Source organism: Pseudomonas sp. 3MAES_34.3B, assembly GCF_058145875.1.
This window is the reverse complement of the sequence record NZ_CM176960.1, coordinates 4,176,508-4,192,020: the sequence shown is the minus strand read 5'-3', so window position 1 is coordinate 4,192,020 and position 15,513 is coordinate 4,176,508. Positions and strand designations below refer to the sequence as shown.

The 15,513-nt window shown below is 64.3% G+C and carries 12 protein-coding genes; 5 read left to right on the top strand and 7 right to left on the bottom strand.

Features of this window, described 5'->3' with window-relative positions:
* The first annotated feature begins 98 nt into the window (after positions 1-98).
* From AC3Z8Y_RS18610 to AC3Z8Y_RS18595, 4 genes are read left to right on the top strand one after another with little or no spacing between them, the layout of a single operon-like run.
* A complete protein-coding gene (locus AC3Z8Y_RS18610) occupies positions 99-785 on the top strand; it encodes a methylamine utilization protein (RefSeq protein ID WP_490087068.1) in 687 nt (228 codons plus the stop codon).
* Entirely contained in the window at positions 769-3,126 is a 2,358-nt protein-coding gene (locus AC3Z8Y_RS18605; RefSeq protein ID WP_490087067.1) for a putative bifunctional diguanylate cyclase/phosphodiesterase, read from the top strand. Before AC3Z8Y_RS18610 ends, AC3Z8Y_RS18605 begins: the two co-directional genes overlap by 17 nt.
* A 14-nt stretch (positions 3,127-3,140) precedes the next feature.
* The gene (locus AC3Z8Y_RS18600; protein WP_490090039.1) at positions 3,141-3,995 is read left to right on the top strand and encodes a DUF3034 family protein; all 855 of its coding nucleotides are present in this window, start codon (positions 3,141-3,143) and stop codon (positions 3,993-3,995) included.
* Positions 3,995-4,420, top strand: a complete 426-nt coding sequence (locus tag AC3Z8Y_RS18595) for a group I truncated hemoglobin (protein ID WP_490087066.1) — start codon at positions 3,995-3,997, stop codon at positions 4,418-4,420. Before AC3Z8Y_RS18600 ends, AC3Z8Y_RS18595 begins: the two co-directional genes overlap by 1 nt.
* A gap of 97 nt (positions 4,421-4,517) precedes the next feature.
* On the opposite strand, the gene AC3Z8Y_RS18590 is transcribed toward AC3Z8Y_RS18595, so the two are convergent.
* On the bottom strand, positions 4,518-6,914 hold the full coding sequence (locus AC3Z8Y_RS18590) for a glucose/quinate/shikimate family membrane-bound PQQ-dependent dehydrogenase (RefSeq protein WP_490087065.1): 2,397 nt from the start codon (positions 6,912-6,914) through the stop codon (positions 4,518-4,520).
* A gap of 92 nt (positions 6,915-7,006) precedes the next feature.
* Positions 7,007-8,371: a carbohydrate porin gene (locus tag AC3Z8Y_RS18585; protein ID WP_490087064.1), complete on the bottom strand. Its 1,365-nt coding sequence runs from the start codon at positions 8,369-8,371 to the stop codon at positions 7,007-7,009.
* A gap of 148 nt (positions 8,372-8,519) precedes the next feature.
* Here AC3Z8Y_RS18585 and AC3Z8Y_RS18580 point away from each other — a divergent pair, with 148 nt between their 5' ends.
* Positions 8,520-9,185 (top strand): Pr6Pr family membrane protein, encoded by a 666-nt coding sequence (locus tag AC3Z8Y_RS18580; protein WP_490087063.1) that lies wholly within the window; start codon positions 8,520-8,522, stop codon positions 9,183-9,185.
* Here AC3Z8Y_RS18580 and AC3Z8Y_RS18575 read toward each other — a convergent pair.
* The 5 genes from AC3Z8Y_RS18575 to AC3Z8Y_RS18555 all read right to left on the bottom strand — a co-directional run bounded on the left by AC3Z8Y_RS18575 (position 9,139) and on the right by AC3Z8Y_RS18555 (position 15,484).
* A complete protein-coding gene (locus AC3Z8Y_RS18575) occupies positions 9,139-9,915 on the bottom strand; it encodes a siderophore-interacting protein (RefSeq protein WP_490087062.1) in 777 nt (258 codons plus the stop codon). The two genes, AC3Z8Y_RS18580 and AC3Z8Y_RS18575, sit on opposite strands and share 47 nt — an antisense overlap.
* Positions 9,916-9,918: 3 nt before the next feature.
* Positions 9,919-10,455, bottom strand: coding sequence for a PadR family transcriptional regulator (locus AC3Z8Y_RS18570; RefSeq protein WP_490087061.1), 537 nt, complete (start codon positions 10,453-10,455; stop codon positions 9,919-9,921).
* A 54-nt stretch (positions 10,456-10,509) separates the two neighbouring features.
* Positions 10,510-13,635, bottom strand: a complete 3,126-nt coding sequence (locus AC3Z8Y_RS18565; RefSeq protein WP_490087060.1) for a transglycosylase domain-containing protein — start codon at positions 13,633-13,635, stop codon at positions 10,510-10,512.
* Positions 13,636-13,753: 118 nt separating this feature from the next.
* Positions 13,754-13,975, bottom strand: a complete 222-nt coding sequence (locus tag AC3Z8Y_RS18560; RefSeq protein WP_490087059.1) for a hypothetical protein — start codon at positions 13,973-13,975, stop codon at positions 13,754-13,756.
* 87 nt (positions 13,976-14,062) lie between these two features.
* Complete coding sequence (locus tag AC3Z8Y_RS18555) at positions 14,063-15,484, bottom strand: mechanosensitive ion channel domain-containing protein (protein ID WP_490087058.1); 1,422 nt, start codon at positions 15,482-15,484, stop codon at positions 14,063-14,065.
* Between the last annotated feature and the right edge of the window lie 29 nt (positions 15,485-15,513).

The window sequence follows — 15,513 nt, the reverse complement described above, 5'->3', positions numbered from 1 at the left end:
TTAGTGGCAATTTTGTTGTATGTTGCCCATGTATCCATCAGGCAGCCCGCTCCAGAGCGTTCGGCGCAGCCCCTCTGTGATCCGAACGAGTGTGTACGATGCTTCCATTGCTCCGCAGTTTCGCCTTGCTCGTGCTGACCGCTGCGTTGGCACCCGCTGCGCTGGCTGCTGACCTGAGCCTGAGCGTCAGCGATGGCGAGGGGGTGCCGCTGGCGGACGCAGTGGTAAGCCTCGCCAGCCCGTCGGCCGGTGCCAGTACCGGCGCGCCTTTACGGGCGAACATGGACCAACGCGACAAAATGTTCTTCCCTCATGTACTGGCTGTGCGCACGGGAACGGCCGTGACCTTCCCCAACAGCGACGATATCCGCCATCAGGTGTATTCGTTTTCGTCCAGCAAGCGCTTCGAACTGCGCCTGTATGAAGGTACGCCCACCGCGCCGGTAGTGTTCGACCAGCCGGGCGTGGTGGTGCTGGGCTGCAATATTCACGACTGGATGCTCGGTTACGTTTATGTCACGCCCGACCCCTGGTTTGGCGTGACGGACGGGCAGGGCAAGGTGACGTTCACCCACCTCGCGGAGGGCACCTACAGCGTGACCCTCTGGCACCCCAAGGTGCAGGACATGCAGCCCAAGGCCGCTGGTACGCTCACGCTCGGCGCGGCCCCGGCAGCCAAGGCCTACACACTGGCGGTAGAAGCGTCGGAAAACGACACGCCTGTAGCCCCCACCAGCCCGTTCGGCGATGCCTTCGGCAAGGCGCTGCGTGAAAACCAGAAGTAGCGTCCAATGGCGCATCAGCAGCGTGCTCGTGTTGCTGCTGCTGGTGGTGATTGCCGCGTTGACGCTCGCCGTCAAGCTGGCCACCGGCGATGCCGTGCGCACCCAGGCGACCCAACAGCTGGAAGTGGGCGGGCGGGTGTTCGAGCGCCTGCTGGACATGCGAGGCCGCCGCCTGCGCGACGGCGTGCAATTGCTTGCCGCTGATTTTGGCCTGCGCGACGCCATTGCCAGCGCGGATTCGGCCACCATTCGCTCGGCGCTCCTCAACCATGGCGGGCGCATCGGCGCCAGTGATGCCGTACTGCTGGGCATGGACGGAAAGGTCATGGCCAGCACCCACGCCACCTTCATGGAGGGGGCACCGTTCCCCTACGACCAGGCCCTGCGCGACGCACGCAAGCGCAACCAGAACATGGTGATCGTGGCCTGGGGTGGCCTGCCGGTACTGCTGGTAGACGCCGTGGTATCGGCCCCCTTGCCGATCGCCCGCGTGGTAATGGGCTTCACCATGGACGACAGCTTTGCCCAGGAGCTTCACGCGTTGAGCAACCTGCAGGTGTCGTTTCTGGCAGTGAACGCCGGGCAGGTAGGCGAGCTGATTACCACTCAACCCCCGGCGATGCGGGCCGGCCTGGTGCAGTGGTTGCTCAGCGAGCACCCACCGGTGCTGGTGAATGTGGGGCAGCACGGTGGCCAGCGGTTCCTCGAACAGCGGCTGGAACTGGCCGGCGGGGAAAGCTCGCCCGAGCGGGTGATCGCCCTGCTGCAAAGCCCGCTCGACGATGCCTTGCGGGCATTCGCCCCGCTGGACCACGACATCATGATGATCGCGGTGGCGGCAGTACTGGCCTCGCTGTTGGGTGCGCTGGTGCTGGCGCGTACCATTTCCCGCCCCGTGCGTACCCTGGCCGATGCCGCCGAACGGATTGGCCAGGGGGATTATCAAGTACGCGTGCAGCTTCGGCGCAGCGATGAATTCGGCACCCTGGCCAGCGCGATCAACATGATGCAGGCCGGTATCGCCGAGCGCGAGCAGCGGCTGGCGCACAATGCCCTGCATGATCACCTCACCGGCTTGCCCAACCGCGCCTTGGCCATGGAGCGGCTCGGTAGCGCCATCGCGGCGGAACGCCCTGCGGCGGTGCTCAGCGTTGCCCTCGACAACTTCCCCACCCTGGTGAGCAACGCCGGGAACGACTTCGCCGAGAGCCTGCTGCGCAGCGTGGGCCCTACCTTGGAACCCATATTACGGCCCGGCGACACGCTGGCGCATTTGATCGGCGGCGAGTACCTGTTGGTCCTCGAAGGCGTCGATGCCCAGCGGGCCGTGGCGGTCGCCGACCGTCTGCAGCAGATGTTGCTCAAGCCGCGGCGGCTTGAAGGTCACGATTTTGCCCTGGAAGCCAGCATCGGCATTGCGGTATTCCCCGGTGATGGGCAGCAGGTGGATGTGCTGGTATCGCGCGCATCCATCGCTCGAAACGACGCGCTGGCGCTGCCAGGGCGCTTACAGCTGTACGAGCACGGTCGAGACTTGGTGCACCAGCGCGAGGTGAGCCTGATCCGCGACTTGCGCGGTGCTGCGCACAACGGCCAGTTGGCGCTGCATTACCAACCCAAGCTGGACCTGCGCCTGGGCCAGGTGCGCCAGGCCGAAGCCTTGCTGCGCTGGCAGCATCCTCTGTTCGGAATGGTTTCGCCCGGTGAGTTCATCCCGCTCGCCGAACGTACCGGGAGCATCCAGAGCCTTACGCGTTGGGTGATTGCCGAGAGCATCCGCCAGCTGGCGGAGTGGAACGATCGAGGTTTCGTGGTGGAGCTGTCGGTAAACGTGTCGGCTGAGGACCTGTTGGGCACGGACCTCGCCGACCGCGTGCCCCGTTTGCTTGCTACCCATGGCGTGCCCGCTCATCAGCTCACGTTCGAGATCACCGAAAGCGCGGTCATGCGTGAGCCTGAAGCGGCGCTGGCTGTGCTGCACCGTTTACGGGGCTGCGGTATCAGCCTGTCGGTGGACGACTTTGGTACCGGCTATTCATCCCTGGCGCACCTCAAGCGCCTGCCGGTGCAGGAACTGAAGATCGACCAATCCTTTGTGCGCGACCTGGATGAAACCAGCGAAGACGCGGTGATCGTGCGGTCGACCATCGAAATGAGCCATAACCTGGGCCTGCGCGTGGTGGCCGAGGGCGTTGAACATGAGCGCAGCCTGCGCCTGCTCGAGCGCTGGCACTGCGATACCGCTCAAGGTTACCTGATCAGCCGGCCCCTTGCGGCCGGGCCGTTTGAAGCCTGGGTACGCCAGGCTGCTTATTCACCTGCTACTGAGGTTGTTGGTTGATGCGCCTTACACACATGCTGTGCTGGCTGATGCTGGTTGCCTCCGCCCCCGTGCTGGCGGACGAGAGTGCCCGCCAGGGCCGATTGCTGGCCACCGGTGGTGCCAGCAGTATCGATGGCGCCGCAGGGGGTGGTATCACGCCCTGGGCGGTGATCGCTGGCTACGGCGAAGCCGGGCAGGTAGGGGCGACCGTGTTCGCCACGCGGGTGCAGTTACCCGAATATCGCCTGGATGTGGCTGGCGCCGCCGTGGGGTATGGCAACCGGATCGAATTGTCCGTCGCGCGTAATCGCTTCGACCTCGGCAGCCTGGTGCATAAGCTGGGCCTGCCTGAGAACACCCTCAGCCAGGACGTGCTGGGCGCCAAGGTGCGCCTGTTCGGCGACCTGATCTACGACCGCCTGCCTCAGGTGTCGCTGGGGCTTGAGTACAAGCATCAGAAGGATTTCCTCATCCCCAGCCTGGTGGGCGCGCGGCGCGACGAAGACGTGGAAGGCTACCTCGCCGCCAGCCGGCTGTTCCTGGGAGGTGCCTTTGGTTACAACCTGCTGGTAAACGCCGGCGTGCGCTACAGCCGCGCCAATGAACTGGGCCTGCTGGGCTTCGGTGGCGACCGCCGGGACAGCCGCAGCCTGTTGAAGGAAGGCTCGGTAGCGGTGCTGTTTAACCCCCGCTGGGCAGTGGGTATGGAGTACCGCGAAAAGCCCGACAACCTATCGTTCGGGGGGGAGAGCGACTGGGCCGACCTGTTCGTGGGCTGGTTCCCCAGCAAGCATGTGTCGGTGGTGCTGGCCTACGCTCGCCTCGGCGAGATCGCCACGCTGGATAACCAGAACGGCACTTACCTGTCTGTACAAGGAGCGTTCTGATGCGCCTGGCCTTGCTCCCGTTCGCCTTTGTGCTGGCGCTTTCTGCTTGCGCTCAGCGCCCCGCCCACGACGACAGCCTGTATCAGGCCCTGGGCGGCAAGCCCGGCATCACCCGTATCGTCGAAGGCATGTTGCTCAATGTGGCCCGCGACCCGCGCATTGTGCAGCACTTCCGCAACGTCGACCCCGAGCGGCTGCGCAACAAGCTGGTGGAGAAGTTCTGCGTCGAAGCCGGCGGGCCTTGTACCTACACCGGCGACACCATGGCCGAAGCCCACAAGGGCCAGCGTATCGACCCCGCGGAATTCAATGCCTTGGTAGAGAACCTGAGCGATGCCATGGAAGCCCAGGGCGTACCGGTGAGGGTGCAAAACCGCTTGCTGGCCAGGCTAGCGGCCGAGCGCGGCGAGGTGATCGGGAAATAACCCTGGATCTTACAGTGCTGGACTGCACCCGAGCCGTCACCGCGCTCCAACAAAAACGGCGCCCCTCAGGGCGCCGTTTTGTTACATCACCAATGCATCACTTCGGCAGCGCGAACGCCATCACGTAGTCGCCTTGCTTGGTGCCCAGCGAGCCGTGGCCACCGGCGACCACCAGCACGTACTGGCGGCCATCCTTGCCGGTGTAGGTCATCGGCGTGGTTTGCGCGCCGGCAGGCAGGCGGGCTTCCCACAGTTGCTTGCCGTTGTTCATGTTGTAGGCACGCAGGTACTGGTCCAGGGTGCCGCTCAGGAAGCCTACGCCACCGGCGGTCATGAAGGTGCCGCCCAAGCTAGGTACACCCATGCTCAGTGGCAGCGGTACCGGCGAGTTGTCGCGCACGGTGCCGTTCTTGTGCTTCCAGATGGTTTTGTGGGTGGTGAGGTCCACCGCTGCCACATAACCCCAGGCCGGTGCCTGGCAAGGCAGGCCTGCCTTGGACAGGAAGGCTTCCAGGATCACGCCATACGGCGCGCCCTTGTTCGGCTGCACGCCTTCGGTTTCGCTCTTGCGGGCTGGGCCGCCTTCCACATCGCTGCTAGGCACCAGGCGCGATTTGAAGGCCATGTAGTCCGGGTTCACGAAGGCGATCTGGCGAACCGGGTCTACCGAGATACCACCCCAGTCGAACACCCCGAAGTTGCCCGGGTAAACGATCGAGCCCTGCAGCGACGGCGGGGTGTAGATCCCTTCGTAGCGCAGCGAACGGAAGTCCATCCGGCAGAGCATCTGGTCGAACGGCGTCACGCCCCACATGTCCTTCTCGCGAAGGGTTGGGGGCATGAAGTTGAGCTCGGACATCGGTTGGGTTGGCGAGGTGTGGTCGCCTTCCACCGCGCCTTGCGGCACCGGGGTTTCGTTGACCGGCACGATCGGCTGGCCATTGCTGCGGTCCAGCACGTAGATACTGCCCTGCTTGGTCGAGGCCATCACGGCAGGCTTCATGCCGTCTGCGGTCTTGATGTCGATCAGGCTGGGTTGGCCGCCTACGTCCATGTCCCACAGGTCGTGGTGGGTGAACTGGAAGGTCCAGCGCACCTGGCCGGTGGCGATGTCCAGCGCGGTCACGCCGGCGCTGTATTTCTCGCTTTCAGGGGTGCGGTTGCCGCCCCACTGGTCAGGCATCTGGTTGCCCATGGGCAGGTAGAGCATGCCCAGTTTTTCGTCCACCGACATCAGCGACCACATGTTCGGCGAGTTGCGGGTGTAGTGCTCACCCGGGCCGATCGGCGTGGTTTTTTCGGGGTTGCCGCTGTCCCAGTTCCACACCAGGTGGCCGTCATGTACGTCGAACGCGCGTACCACGCCCGAAGGCTCGTCGGTGGACACGTTGTCGGTCACGTGGCCCCCAATCACCACCAGGTCCTTGGTGACCGCAGGTGGCGAAGTGGAGTAGTAGCCGCCTGGTGCGAAGGTACCGATGTTGGCGGTAAGGTCGATCGCGCCCTTATTGCCGAAGTCTTCACACATCTTGCCGGTGTCGGCGTTCAGCGCGATCAGGCGGGTATCGGCGGTAGGCACGAAGATCCGCTTGGGGCAGGAGGTGGCCACGGCAGGGCTGGCTTGCGCGTCGGCGGCAGCATAAGCAGCGTCGTCGTGATAGGCCACGCCGCGGCAGGTCATGTGAGCCCAACCCTTGAAGTTGTCAGCGCCCTGGGTGCTGATTTTCGGGTCGAAGCGCCAGATTTCCTTGCCGGTGTCCGGGTCCAGTGCAATCACCTGGCTGTGCGGCGTGCACACGTACAGCATGCCGTTCACCTTCAGCGGGGTGTTTTCCGCCGTGGTTTCGCCCGGGTCGCCCGCGCCCGGGATGTCGCCGGTACGGAAGGTCCAGGCTGGCTCCAGCTTCGACACGTTCTCGGTGTTGATCTGGTTCAGTGGCGAGTAACGGTCACCGAAGGCACTGCGGCCATACGAGGCCCAGTCGCCGTCGGCCATGGCCGGTGCGGTGCTGGTGGTGCCTGCGGTATCGCGGCCCAGCTCGCCCTTGATTTCACCAGGGTTGGTGAACTGGCTGGCCAGTGCGCACAGCCCGGCGAGCACAACGGCAACGGCCAGGCCATTGGTGCCCAGCGGGTAACGCACGCCACGGGTGAGTGGCAGACGGAACCACGGCAGCAGCATCACGATGCCCAGCGCGAACCACAAGGCCAGGCGTGGCACCAGTTGCCACCAGTCCAGGCCCACTTCCCAGAGTGCCCAGAGGGTGCTGCCAAACAGCACCACGGCATAGAGGGCCAGTGCCGCGCGCTTGTGTGCAATCAGCAATAAGCCCGTGAGCAGCACGCCGATACCGGCGATGAGGTAATACAAAGACCCGTGGGCCGCCACCAGCTTGATGCCGCCGACCAGCAAGGCCAGCCCCATCAGCAGGAAGAGCAGGCCGAGCAGGGTAGGCAGGATGCGCCGACCGCTCTTGGCACCGTCAGTGCTCATACTTGAAAATCTCCAGTCGTTGAAAATATGTCGAGAAATTTCCTACAGGCTTGTAGGTTGGTTTCCCTTCGGTTAGTTCGCTAAATATTGGTTTAGAACGACGCCTGTACCTTGAGGCCGCCGATCAGCGCGTCGTCTAGTTGAGATACTCCACCCGGGTGACGGATGTATTGAACGTTCGGGCGCAAGGTCAGCCAGTTGGCCACATGAATGCCGTAGTTCAATTCCGCGCTGTACTCGGTGCGCTGCACCGGCAGGTAGGCAGGGTCGTCGTAGCTGGACACGTCGTTGGCGGCGTTCACCGCTTCGGCGTTGTGACGGTACGCCGGGTTCACGTGGATACGCGCCAGGCCCAGGCCAATGTCGTCCGCCGGCCGGGCGTCAAGCAGGCCTTTGTAAACAACGCCGGCCTGCACATAGTTGTCGATGGCGTTGGTTTTCTTGTCATGCAGGGTAAGGTTGGCGAACACGCTCAGGCCACGAGAGCCGTCACTGGCCAGGCTGGTCAGTTGCTGGCGAGCGCCCAACCACATCCCATGTTTGCTCGATGCGCTGCGGTATGAATTACCACTCAGCGCGGCGGCATTGCCGTTGCTGTCTTTGTAAACATCGGTGGCATCGGCGCTGCTGTAGTAATAACCGATACGGTATTCCCCCGGCAGGCCTTGCACCTTGGGCGTCCACACCAGCTCCACAGGGATCAGCGCGCCTTCTGTGCCGCTGCCGCTGAGCTTGAAGCCATTGTCGTTTTCAAGGTTGGACGGGTTCTGCTCGAAGGCACCCACCTGCGCGTACAGCTCCGCAGTGATGTGGTATTTCACCCGCATCGCCCACTGGCTTACCGGCCAGTTGTACCAGATGCTGCCAGCCCAGTTGCCCACCTGGGAGCCGCAGAACGCCAGGTTCTGGAAGTCGCACGGGAAGCTGTTGAAGTCTTCACCTTCGCCGAAGCGGCCCACCTTGATGTCCAGCTTGTCGTCCAGGAAGGTTTGCCGGTACCACAGCTGGGTCAATCGCCAGATCTGCCCGCGGCCCCATACTTCCTGCGCCGAGGTGAACCCACCCACGCGCGGGTCGTTGATGCGGTCGTTGCTGATGTTATCGCCATTGCGATCGGTTACCGTGACCTGGAAGTCCGCGCCGTGCCAGCCGAGGATCTTCTGCAGGTCCAGGTGGGCGCCGAGGCCGATCTGGTCGCTGTAGCGGGCAACGTGGTCGTGATCATAGCCGCCGTGCAGGTTGGCGCCGGCTTCGCCCACGTAATCGAGCTTGAAGTCGTAGCCGCGGCGAGCGAGGTCGCTGCGCTGGCCGTTCCAGTCACCGAACATATAGGGCGAATCAGCGTCGAACATGTCCGCCGAGAAGGCCGGGCCGGCCAAGGCACAGGCCGTGATGGCCGTGGCCGTGGCTACGCAAAGCAGGGTACCGCCGTCGCGGCGGGAAGTATAAGCAGGCATTGAAGGCAATCTTTCTAATGGTTTTATCGTGCAAGCTGAACGGGTTCAGCCTGAGGCGCCGGGAGGATATAGATATCTCCGCCTGCGGCAAAGCGCCGCTGCAAAGACACAGTTTTGTCCGCTTCGTAACAATACGGAGCGGCTGCTGATGCGAGGGGAGAAGGGGCTGAAGCTGATGGCCGCGATTGCCTGGGCGGCACTGGCATTGCAGCTGTATCTGGCGCTGGAAGTACGTTGGCAGCTGGGGGCCAGCCTGGTAGGTGGGCTGATCAACGTTTTCAGTTATTTCACTGTGCTAAGCAACACCTTCGCGGCCAGCGTGCTCAGCGCCGCAGCCTGGCCGCGCAGCACATGGGCCGCGCGGTGCCTGCGCCGGCCGGCGGTGGCCGGGTGTGCGGTAATCAGCATGTTGCTGGTAGGGATCGCTTACAACCTGCTGTTGCGCCAGTACTGGAACCCGCAAGGTCCGCAATGGCTGGCCAATGAGGTGCTGCACAACATCATGCCGCTGGCGATGTTGGGCTTCTGGTGGTGGCGCGTGCCCAAGGGGCATTTGCGCCCGGCGCATGTGCTGGCCTGGGCGCTGTATCCCTTGGGCTGGTATGGCTTCACGCTGTTGCGAGGCGCGAGCATCGGGGTGTGGCCCTACCCGTTCCTGGATGTGACCGAACTGGGTTTTGCCCGCACCCTCGTCAATGCGCTGGGCCTGCTGGCCGGCTATTGCGGGGGCGGCCTGGCGCTGGTGGCGCTGGACCGCTACCTCGGGCTCAGGCAGGTACGTCCTCGTCGCGCCGCCAGTAACCCGCGGCCTTGATGGCGTCCTCGCTCAGCTTGAAATGGTCCAGCAAGATCCGCCGCAGCCGGCGGGAGAGGGCGGCTTCGGTACCAATCCACGCATAGAGTTCGCCCCCGGGAAGGGTAAGCCCCGCAACCACGGCTTCGAGGTTTTGCGTGTGCCGCGGCACCCAGATCACCTCGATGCCCGGGCGCTCCAGCAACGGCTGCCGCTCCTGCTCGTCTTCGATTTCGATAACGGCCAATACCTGGCGGTTGGCCGGCAGTTCTTCCAGCCGGCGGCCGATGGCGGGTAGCGCGGTTTCGTCGCCGATCAGCAGGTAGCTGTCGAACACATCCTCCACGATCAACGAGCTCCGTGGCCCACCGATGTAGAGCGTGTGGCCAGGTTCGGCCGCCTCGGCCCAGGTGGACGCTGGCCCGTCGCCGTGGATCACGAAGTCGATGTCCAGCTCGCCTTTTTCCAGGTCGATACGGCGCGGGGTGTAATCGCGCATGGCCGGCTTCGGCCCTTCGTTGTCACGCCCCAGCACCATGGTGTGCAGCGCGGCTTCTTCCTCGGCATTGCGCGGGAACATCAGCTTGATGTGGTCGTCGCTGCCTAGGCTCAAAAAGCCGGCCAGCTCCGGCCCGCCTACCGTAATACGGCGCATGCGGGGGGTGAGGTCGGTCACGCGCAACACCTCCAGCTTGCGGCGCTTGATCTCGTGCATCACGCGGCGAACAGCCGAATCGGGGCCTTTGGTCATGGGTCAGTCCTGTTGAGTGGGGCCATCGGCGATGGCGCGGGCAGTGGAATTGAGCAGGTCGCGCACGCGGGCGATTTCTGCCTCGCTCCAGCGGCCATGATGAAGTTGCAAGGCATGACGCAGGTTATTGACCGCCTCTTGAATCGCCGGTGGGCGGTCCTGGCCACGCAGCGCGCGCTTGCTCACGTCAATGCGGGTGCGGATGCCGTCCAGTGCCACGGCCTGTTCTGTCAGGTGCGCGCGCCCGGCGTCGGTTGCGCTGAACAGCTTTTTGCTGCCTTCGCTGGCACTGACAATCAGGTCACTTTCTTCAAGGAAGGTGAGGGTTGGGTAAATCACGCCAGGGCTGGGGCTGTAGGCGTCATCGAACATTGTTTCGATGCGGCGGATCAGGTCGTAGCCGTGGCAGGGCTGTTCGGCAACCATTGCCAACAGCAGCAACTTCAGGTCGCCGGGGGCGAATACACGGCCACCACGGCCACCGCGCTCACGGCCGCGGCCTCGCTCGAAGCCGTCGTGGGGGGGAAGGTTATGTCTCATGTCTATGCTCTCGTTGGGTACGGGAGCAAGACTAAGATATATCTTAAGAAACGTCTACAGATGTATCTCACCGCCCGTCGCCATGGACGTCAGTGGGCGCGGCCGGGCAATACACGCCCCTTCGCCGCCGCCGCCTTGCAGATAGGTGTTCAGGAATGGCGCCATGCCCTTCAATACCTGTACCGGCAAGGCGGAGGTGAAGGTGAAGTTGGCGGAGGCGCGCCCGGGTACGAACGCCGTGAGCGTGCCGAAGTGGTGCTCGCCCAGGTAGAACACGAAGGTGGCCGTGCGGTTGAGCGAGCGAGAGCCCAGCAAGCGGCCGCCGCTGCCGAAACTTTCGATCCGGTTGTCCCCGGTGCCGGTTTTGCCACCCATGGCCAGCGGGCTGCCGTCGGGGTGGGTGAAGCTGCCCGCCACGCGCCGGGCGGTACCGGCATCCACCACCTGCGCCAGGGCTTCGCGCATGGCGCTGGCCACTTCGCTCGACAGCAGCCGTTCGCCGCCATCGGTGCGGGTAATCAGGGATGTTTCGTAAGGCGTGCCTTGGGCGAACAGCAGGTTGTCGATACGCACCGTGGGCATTCGCACGCCGTCGTTGAGGATCACCCCCATCAGCTCGGCCAGCGAGGCGGGGCGGTCGCCGGAGCCGCCCAGCGCGGTCGCCAGCGACGGCACCAGGTGGTCGAACGGGTAGCCCAGGCGCTGCCAGCGGCGGTGAATGTCCAGGAACGCTTCAATTTCGATCATGGTGCGGATGCGGCTGTCGCGCGCGCCCTTGTGTCGGCTCTTGAACAGCCAGCCGTACACTTCCTGCCGCTCGAAGCGGCTGGCCTCGACCACCTCGCTCCATTGGGCATCCGGGTGTTGCATCAGGTAGCCCAGCAGCCAGAGGTCCAAGGGGTGTACCCGGGCAATGTAACCCTGATCAGGCAGGTCGTAAGCGCCGGGGCCGTAGCTCTGGTACATCTGTTCCAGCCGCGTATCGGTGAGCGGGGTTTTGTCCCAGTGCTTGCGCACGAAGCGGGTGAACTCCGGCAATTGGGCGTTGGGGTAAAGGTAACGGTGCACCGCCGCCAGGCGCACGGGGGTCACCCTCAAGCTGTCGAGGAAGGTCTCGAAGCGGTCATTGGTGGCCTTGCCTTCATATTTGCGCCAAAACCTGCGCAGGTACTCGGTGCCTTCGCGGTCGGCGAACCGGGCCAGGTAGGTCTGCCGCTCGGGGTTGTTGTCGTCCTTGAGCAGTTCGGCGCTATTACTCGGGGCCTGATAGATGCTGTAGCGCACCAAGTCACGCATCAGCCGCACGAACGGCAGGTTGATGGACTCTTGCAGCGCTTCCTTGAGGCTAGGGCTGCGGCCGTCGTCTTCGCGGCGGAAGTTATGGAAGGTGTGCAAGCCGCCGCCGGTGAAGAACCGCTCCCCGGGGTTTGCCGAATACTTGCGCTCCAGTGCCGCATCGAGCATGGCCTTGAGGTTGGTATCGCGGTGCTCGAGCAGGTAATCGAGGGCCCAGCGGGTGAGGTGATCCTGCGGCTCTACCGCGACCTTGCGCAGCGCCGAGGGGCTTTGGCCGGCATATTGATCGTGCAACTCGTTGATGATCTCAAGGTAGCTGGTGAGCACCCGCAGCTTGGCGGTGGAGCCCAGCTCCAGCTTGCTGCCTTCGTTGATATCGAAGGGCTGGTCGGTGTTGTCGGTTTGCACCCGCACATGCGCGCCATCCGGCGTGTTCTCGAACAAGGTGAAGCTGTACTTCACTTCCCTGGTGCTGGCAGGCGTGAGCAGGCGCTCGCCGATCACGCCGATACCCTGCGCGAATGCGGGGTCGGCCAAGTGCTTGAGGTACTCGGTGGCCTCGCTTTGCAACTTGGCATTCAGGCTGGTAGTGGCAGACAGGTCGAGGCGGTCCAGGTCGTACAGTGGCACGTTCAGCAAACCGGCCAGGCGGCTGCGCGCCACGCTTACGCCCTTGTCATTTGCGTAGGGCTCCCAAGTAGGTTCCTTGGCCCAATCGCGCCAATGCAGGCGGCTCGCCAGTGCGGCTTTGGCCAACTCGGGCGGGATTACGTTCTGGCCGGCGAGCAGGCGTACATGGGCGTCGGTGAGCTCATCCAGCTCATCATGCCCGCGGCTCAAAAAGTGCGACGGGCGCCGCTGGGCAATCATCAGCGAGAGCACCTGGCGCAGTGCAAGGCCACGATCGGACAAGGCTTTGGCGCTGGTGTCCTGGCTACTCAGGGCTGCGTTCACCTGCTTGAAGTCGGCGCCGTACCACACCCGCAACCCCTCTGCGAGGCCGTGGACCTCGCCATGCCCTGGCACAGCGGAAAGCGGCACACTGTTGAGGTAATCACGCACGATGCGCTGGCGCGCGGGCAAGGTGTTCGGGCCTTCCTGATACGCCCGCACACTGGCGGCCAGCATCTGCCGCAGCTTTTCAGGGCCGGAGGCAGTAAGCCCGTCCGGGGAATGGCGGTATTTCTCCAACTGCGTGGCCAGTGTGCTGCCGCCCGCCGACTGGCCGGGCAGGCCCAGCGTGCGGGCGACCTGGCTCCAGGCAGCCTTGGCGAACCGCGGCCAGTCGACTGCCGGGTTTTGCTGGGGCTGATTGGCATCGAGCAGGCGGCGGTTCTCGATGAACAGCAGGCTGCTTACGGCAAGGGGCGGAATTTCCTCGAAGGTTTCATACAGCTGCTGCGGGTAGCGGAAACGATAGAACTCGCCAGCGGTGCAATCATTGATCAGCAACCCTGCCTGAGGCTTTTCGGCGTAGGGAATGAACAAGCCATGACCGGCGTAGCGGCTGAGCGCGGGCGAGAACTGCATTTGCCGCTCCACGGCGTAGTTACGTTGCAGCAGGCGGGTCACGAACGCGCCGATATCGCTGTAGCCCAGGCGCTTGTCGAAGGGCCCCGCCGAGGGGTAGACGATGCTGTCGCTCGGGCCCTCGCCCGGTGTATAGGTGAGGTCGGCCGCCCAGCGGGACAGCAGATGGGCCTGCACGCGCGAACTTTGCATTTCCGAGCGGGCCGCCAGGCCCACCGCCACGGCTGCGCCCAGCAGCAACAGCAGTGCCACGCGGCGGCCGTAACGTTTTGGAGGGGCGGGCGGCTGAGCGGGGTCCGGGCTATCGACGGTCGCCTTGGTCTTGCCGGGATCGTTGTGCCACAGAGCGCCCATAGTGCTTAGCCTGGTGACGAGAATTCTGTCTCACTGCTTCCAGCTTAGACGCTAGAGCGCTTGCTGGAGCTTTCTGGCGCTGCGTTGTAAGCCCGGCGAGCCGCTTGCCGACGGCTGGTCAGGGAAATGCCGTGGGGAATTTACCGGCGCTTGCCAGGTGCCCGCCGTTGCGCTCGTCTTCCTCGAATACCGCCTGCTCGCAGTGGCAATCCGAGCGTGGGCAGGGTTGTTTGTCTGGGTGCCGGTCCGCGCAAGCTTGGCTACAAAAGGCGTAGCCGTTGCGTTGGAAGGAGGGCGTAGCGAATGCCTTGCATTTGGGGCAGGCACAGGTGTCCGGCATGGCATGGTCTCCCTGGTATCCCTACAGGCCGGTGGTACAGGTTGGAAATCCGGCGAATGCGGGAGTTCCTGCTCCCTGCCGGCGCGTTCAATGCCGCTGCAGCCACCCCAGAAAGCCACCCTTGCGCACTGGCGCGGGGCGTTGCAACAGCAGAGACTGGCTGCTCTGGCGCCGTACCGCCTGCAGCTTCTGCAGGGCCTTACCCACTTCTGCGCGGGCGGCTACGCATTCACGCGTGAGGGCCTTGTCGACGCTGTAGAGGGTGCAAGACGTAAGCGCGGTGAAACGGGCCTGCGAAGGGGTATCGTCAAGCACGCTCTGTTCGCCCATCACTTCGCCCGGGCCCATGCGGCCCGCTTCGATGAAGGTGTCGCCGTTCGCGATGGCCGCGCTCACCACGCCGGCACCGATGATGAACAGGTTGGACGGTACTTCGCCCACGTCCAGGATCACCTGCCCGGCAGGCACGTCACGGGCCTGCAAGGCGTCGGCGAGGCGGTCCTTCTCGCTGGAGGCGAGCGCTCGGAACACTTTCACCTCATCGAGCAGGGCGCGTTTGCGGGTGCTCGCCGGGCCGCTGTCGTGGCTGGTCACGCCCGCCGCTTCCAGGTGGCGGTGGGCCAGGTCGAACAGCTGGTTGCGTACTTCGCCTTTGCTGACGAGGTTGGCCACGAACCCGCTGGCGGTGTATTCGGTGGAGTCTTCACCGGCCTCTTTTACCAGCGCCCTGGGGGGTGGATCGGGCAATAGCGCATGGCTGCCGCGAAGTGCCCGCTCCAAGGCCTCCAGCACTCGGCCCGGCCGCACCTGATTGGGCACGCTCACGGTAATAGTGACCCCATGGCGCCCAGCGGGGCGGCTGTAATTGACAATGCGCGCCTTGGCGGCCACCGAGTTCGGCACCACGGCGGTAGCGCCGGCGGTGGTGAGCAGGTGCGTGGCGCGCCAGTCGATGTCGGTCACCTTGCCTTCGGTACCGTCGATGGCCACCCAGTCATCCACTTGGTAAGGCTTGGTGGTGTTGAGCACGATCCCGGAAAACACGTCGCTAAGGGTGCTTTGCAGCGCAAGGCCCACGATGATCGCGACGGCACCGGACGTAGCCAGAAGGCCTTTGACCGGCAGTTGCAGCACGTAGCCCGCCGCCGCCACCACCGCGATAAGAAACACCACGGCGCCCAGCACATCGCGCAGCAGGCGGCCGCTGTGGCCGATACGCCGGGTAAGAATCAGCCCCAGCACCTCGCCCAGGGTACGGGCGCCATACAGCCACCAGATGATCGCAAGGCCGGTGGCGGCGAGGTTCCACAACGTGTTGTCAGGCCAGGGCGGCGGCTGCAGCGGGCTGATACCAGCGGCCATGATCACGGCGCTGTAGCCCAGAAACAGTGCCACCCGCACGCCTACCCGGCCAGCCTGGTGGGCGAAAGGCGCCCATTGCCACAGCAACAGGTCGGCAATCAGCAGGGCAAAGCCCCACAGCAGGGGCTGGCTGGGCAGGTCGGGCATGATCAGGCATTCCACGAAAGGGCAGCGGC

Coding starts and splice junctions, on each gene's coding strand:
- AC3Z8Y_RS18610 (WP_490087068.1), top strand. CDS start 99: ATGCTTCCATTGCTCCGCAGTTTCGCCTTGCTCGTGCTGACCGCTGCG.
- AC3Z8Y_RS18565 (WP_490087060.1), bottom strand. CDS start 13,635: ATGGGCGCTCTGTGGCACAACGATCCCGGCAAGACCAAGGCGACCGTC.
- AC3Z8Y_RS18575 (WP_490087062.1), bottom strand. CDS start 9,915: ATGACCAAAGGCCCCGATTCGGCTGTTCGCCGCGTGATGCACGAGATC.
- AC3Z8Y_RS18590 (WP_490087065.1), bottom strand. CDS start 6,914: ATGAGCACTGACGGTGCCAAGAGCGGTCGGCGCATCCTGCCTACCCTG.
- AC3Z8Y_RS18570 (WP_490087061.1), bottom strand. CDS start 10,455: ATGAGACATAACCTTCCCCCCCACGACGGCTTCGAGCGAGGCCGCGGC.
- AC3Z8Y_RS18595 (WP_490087066.1), top strand. CDS start 3,995: ATGCGCCTGGCCTTGCTCCCGTTCGCCTTTGTGCTGGCGCTTTCTGCT.
- AC3Z8Y_RS18555 (WP_490087058.1), bottom strand. CDS start 15,484: ATGCCCGACCTGCCCAGCCAGCCCCTGCTGTGGGGCTTTGCCCTGCTG.
- AC3Z8Y_RS18580 (WP_490087063.1), top strand. CDS start 8,520: ATGCGAGGGGAGAAGGGGCTGAAGCTGATGGCCGCGATTGCCTGGGCG.
- AC3Z8Y_RS18560 (WP_490087059.1), bottom strand. CDS start 13,975: ATGCCGGACACCTGTGCCTGCCCCAAATGCAAGGCATTCGCTACGCCC.
- AC3Z8Y_RS18600 (WP_490090039.1), top strand. CDS start 3,141: ATGCTGTGCTGGCTGATGCTGGTTGCCTCCGCCCCCGTGCTGGCGGAC.
- AC3Z8Y_RS18585 (WP_490087064.1), bottom strand. CDS start 8,371: ATGCCTGCTTATACTTCCCGCCGCGACGGCGGTACCCTGCTTTGCGTA.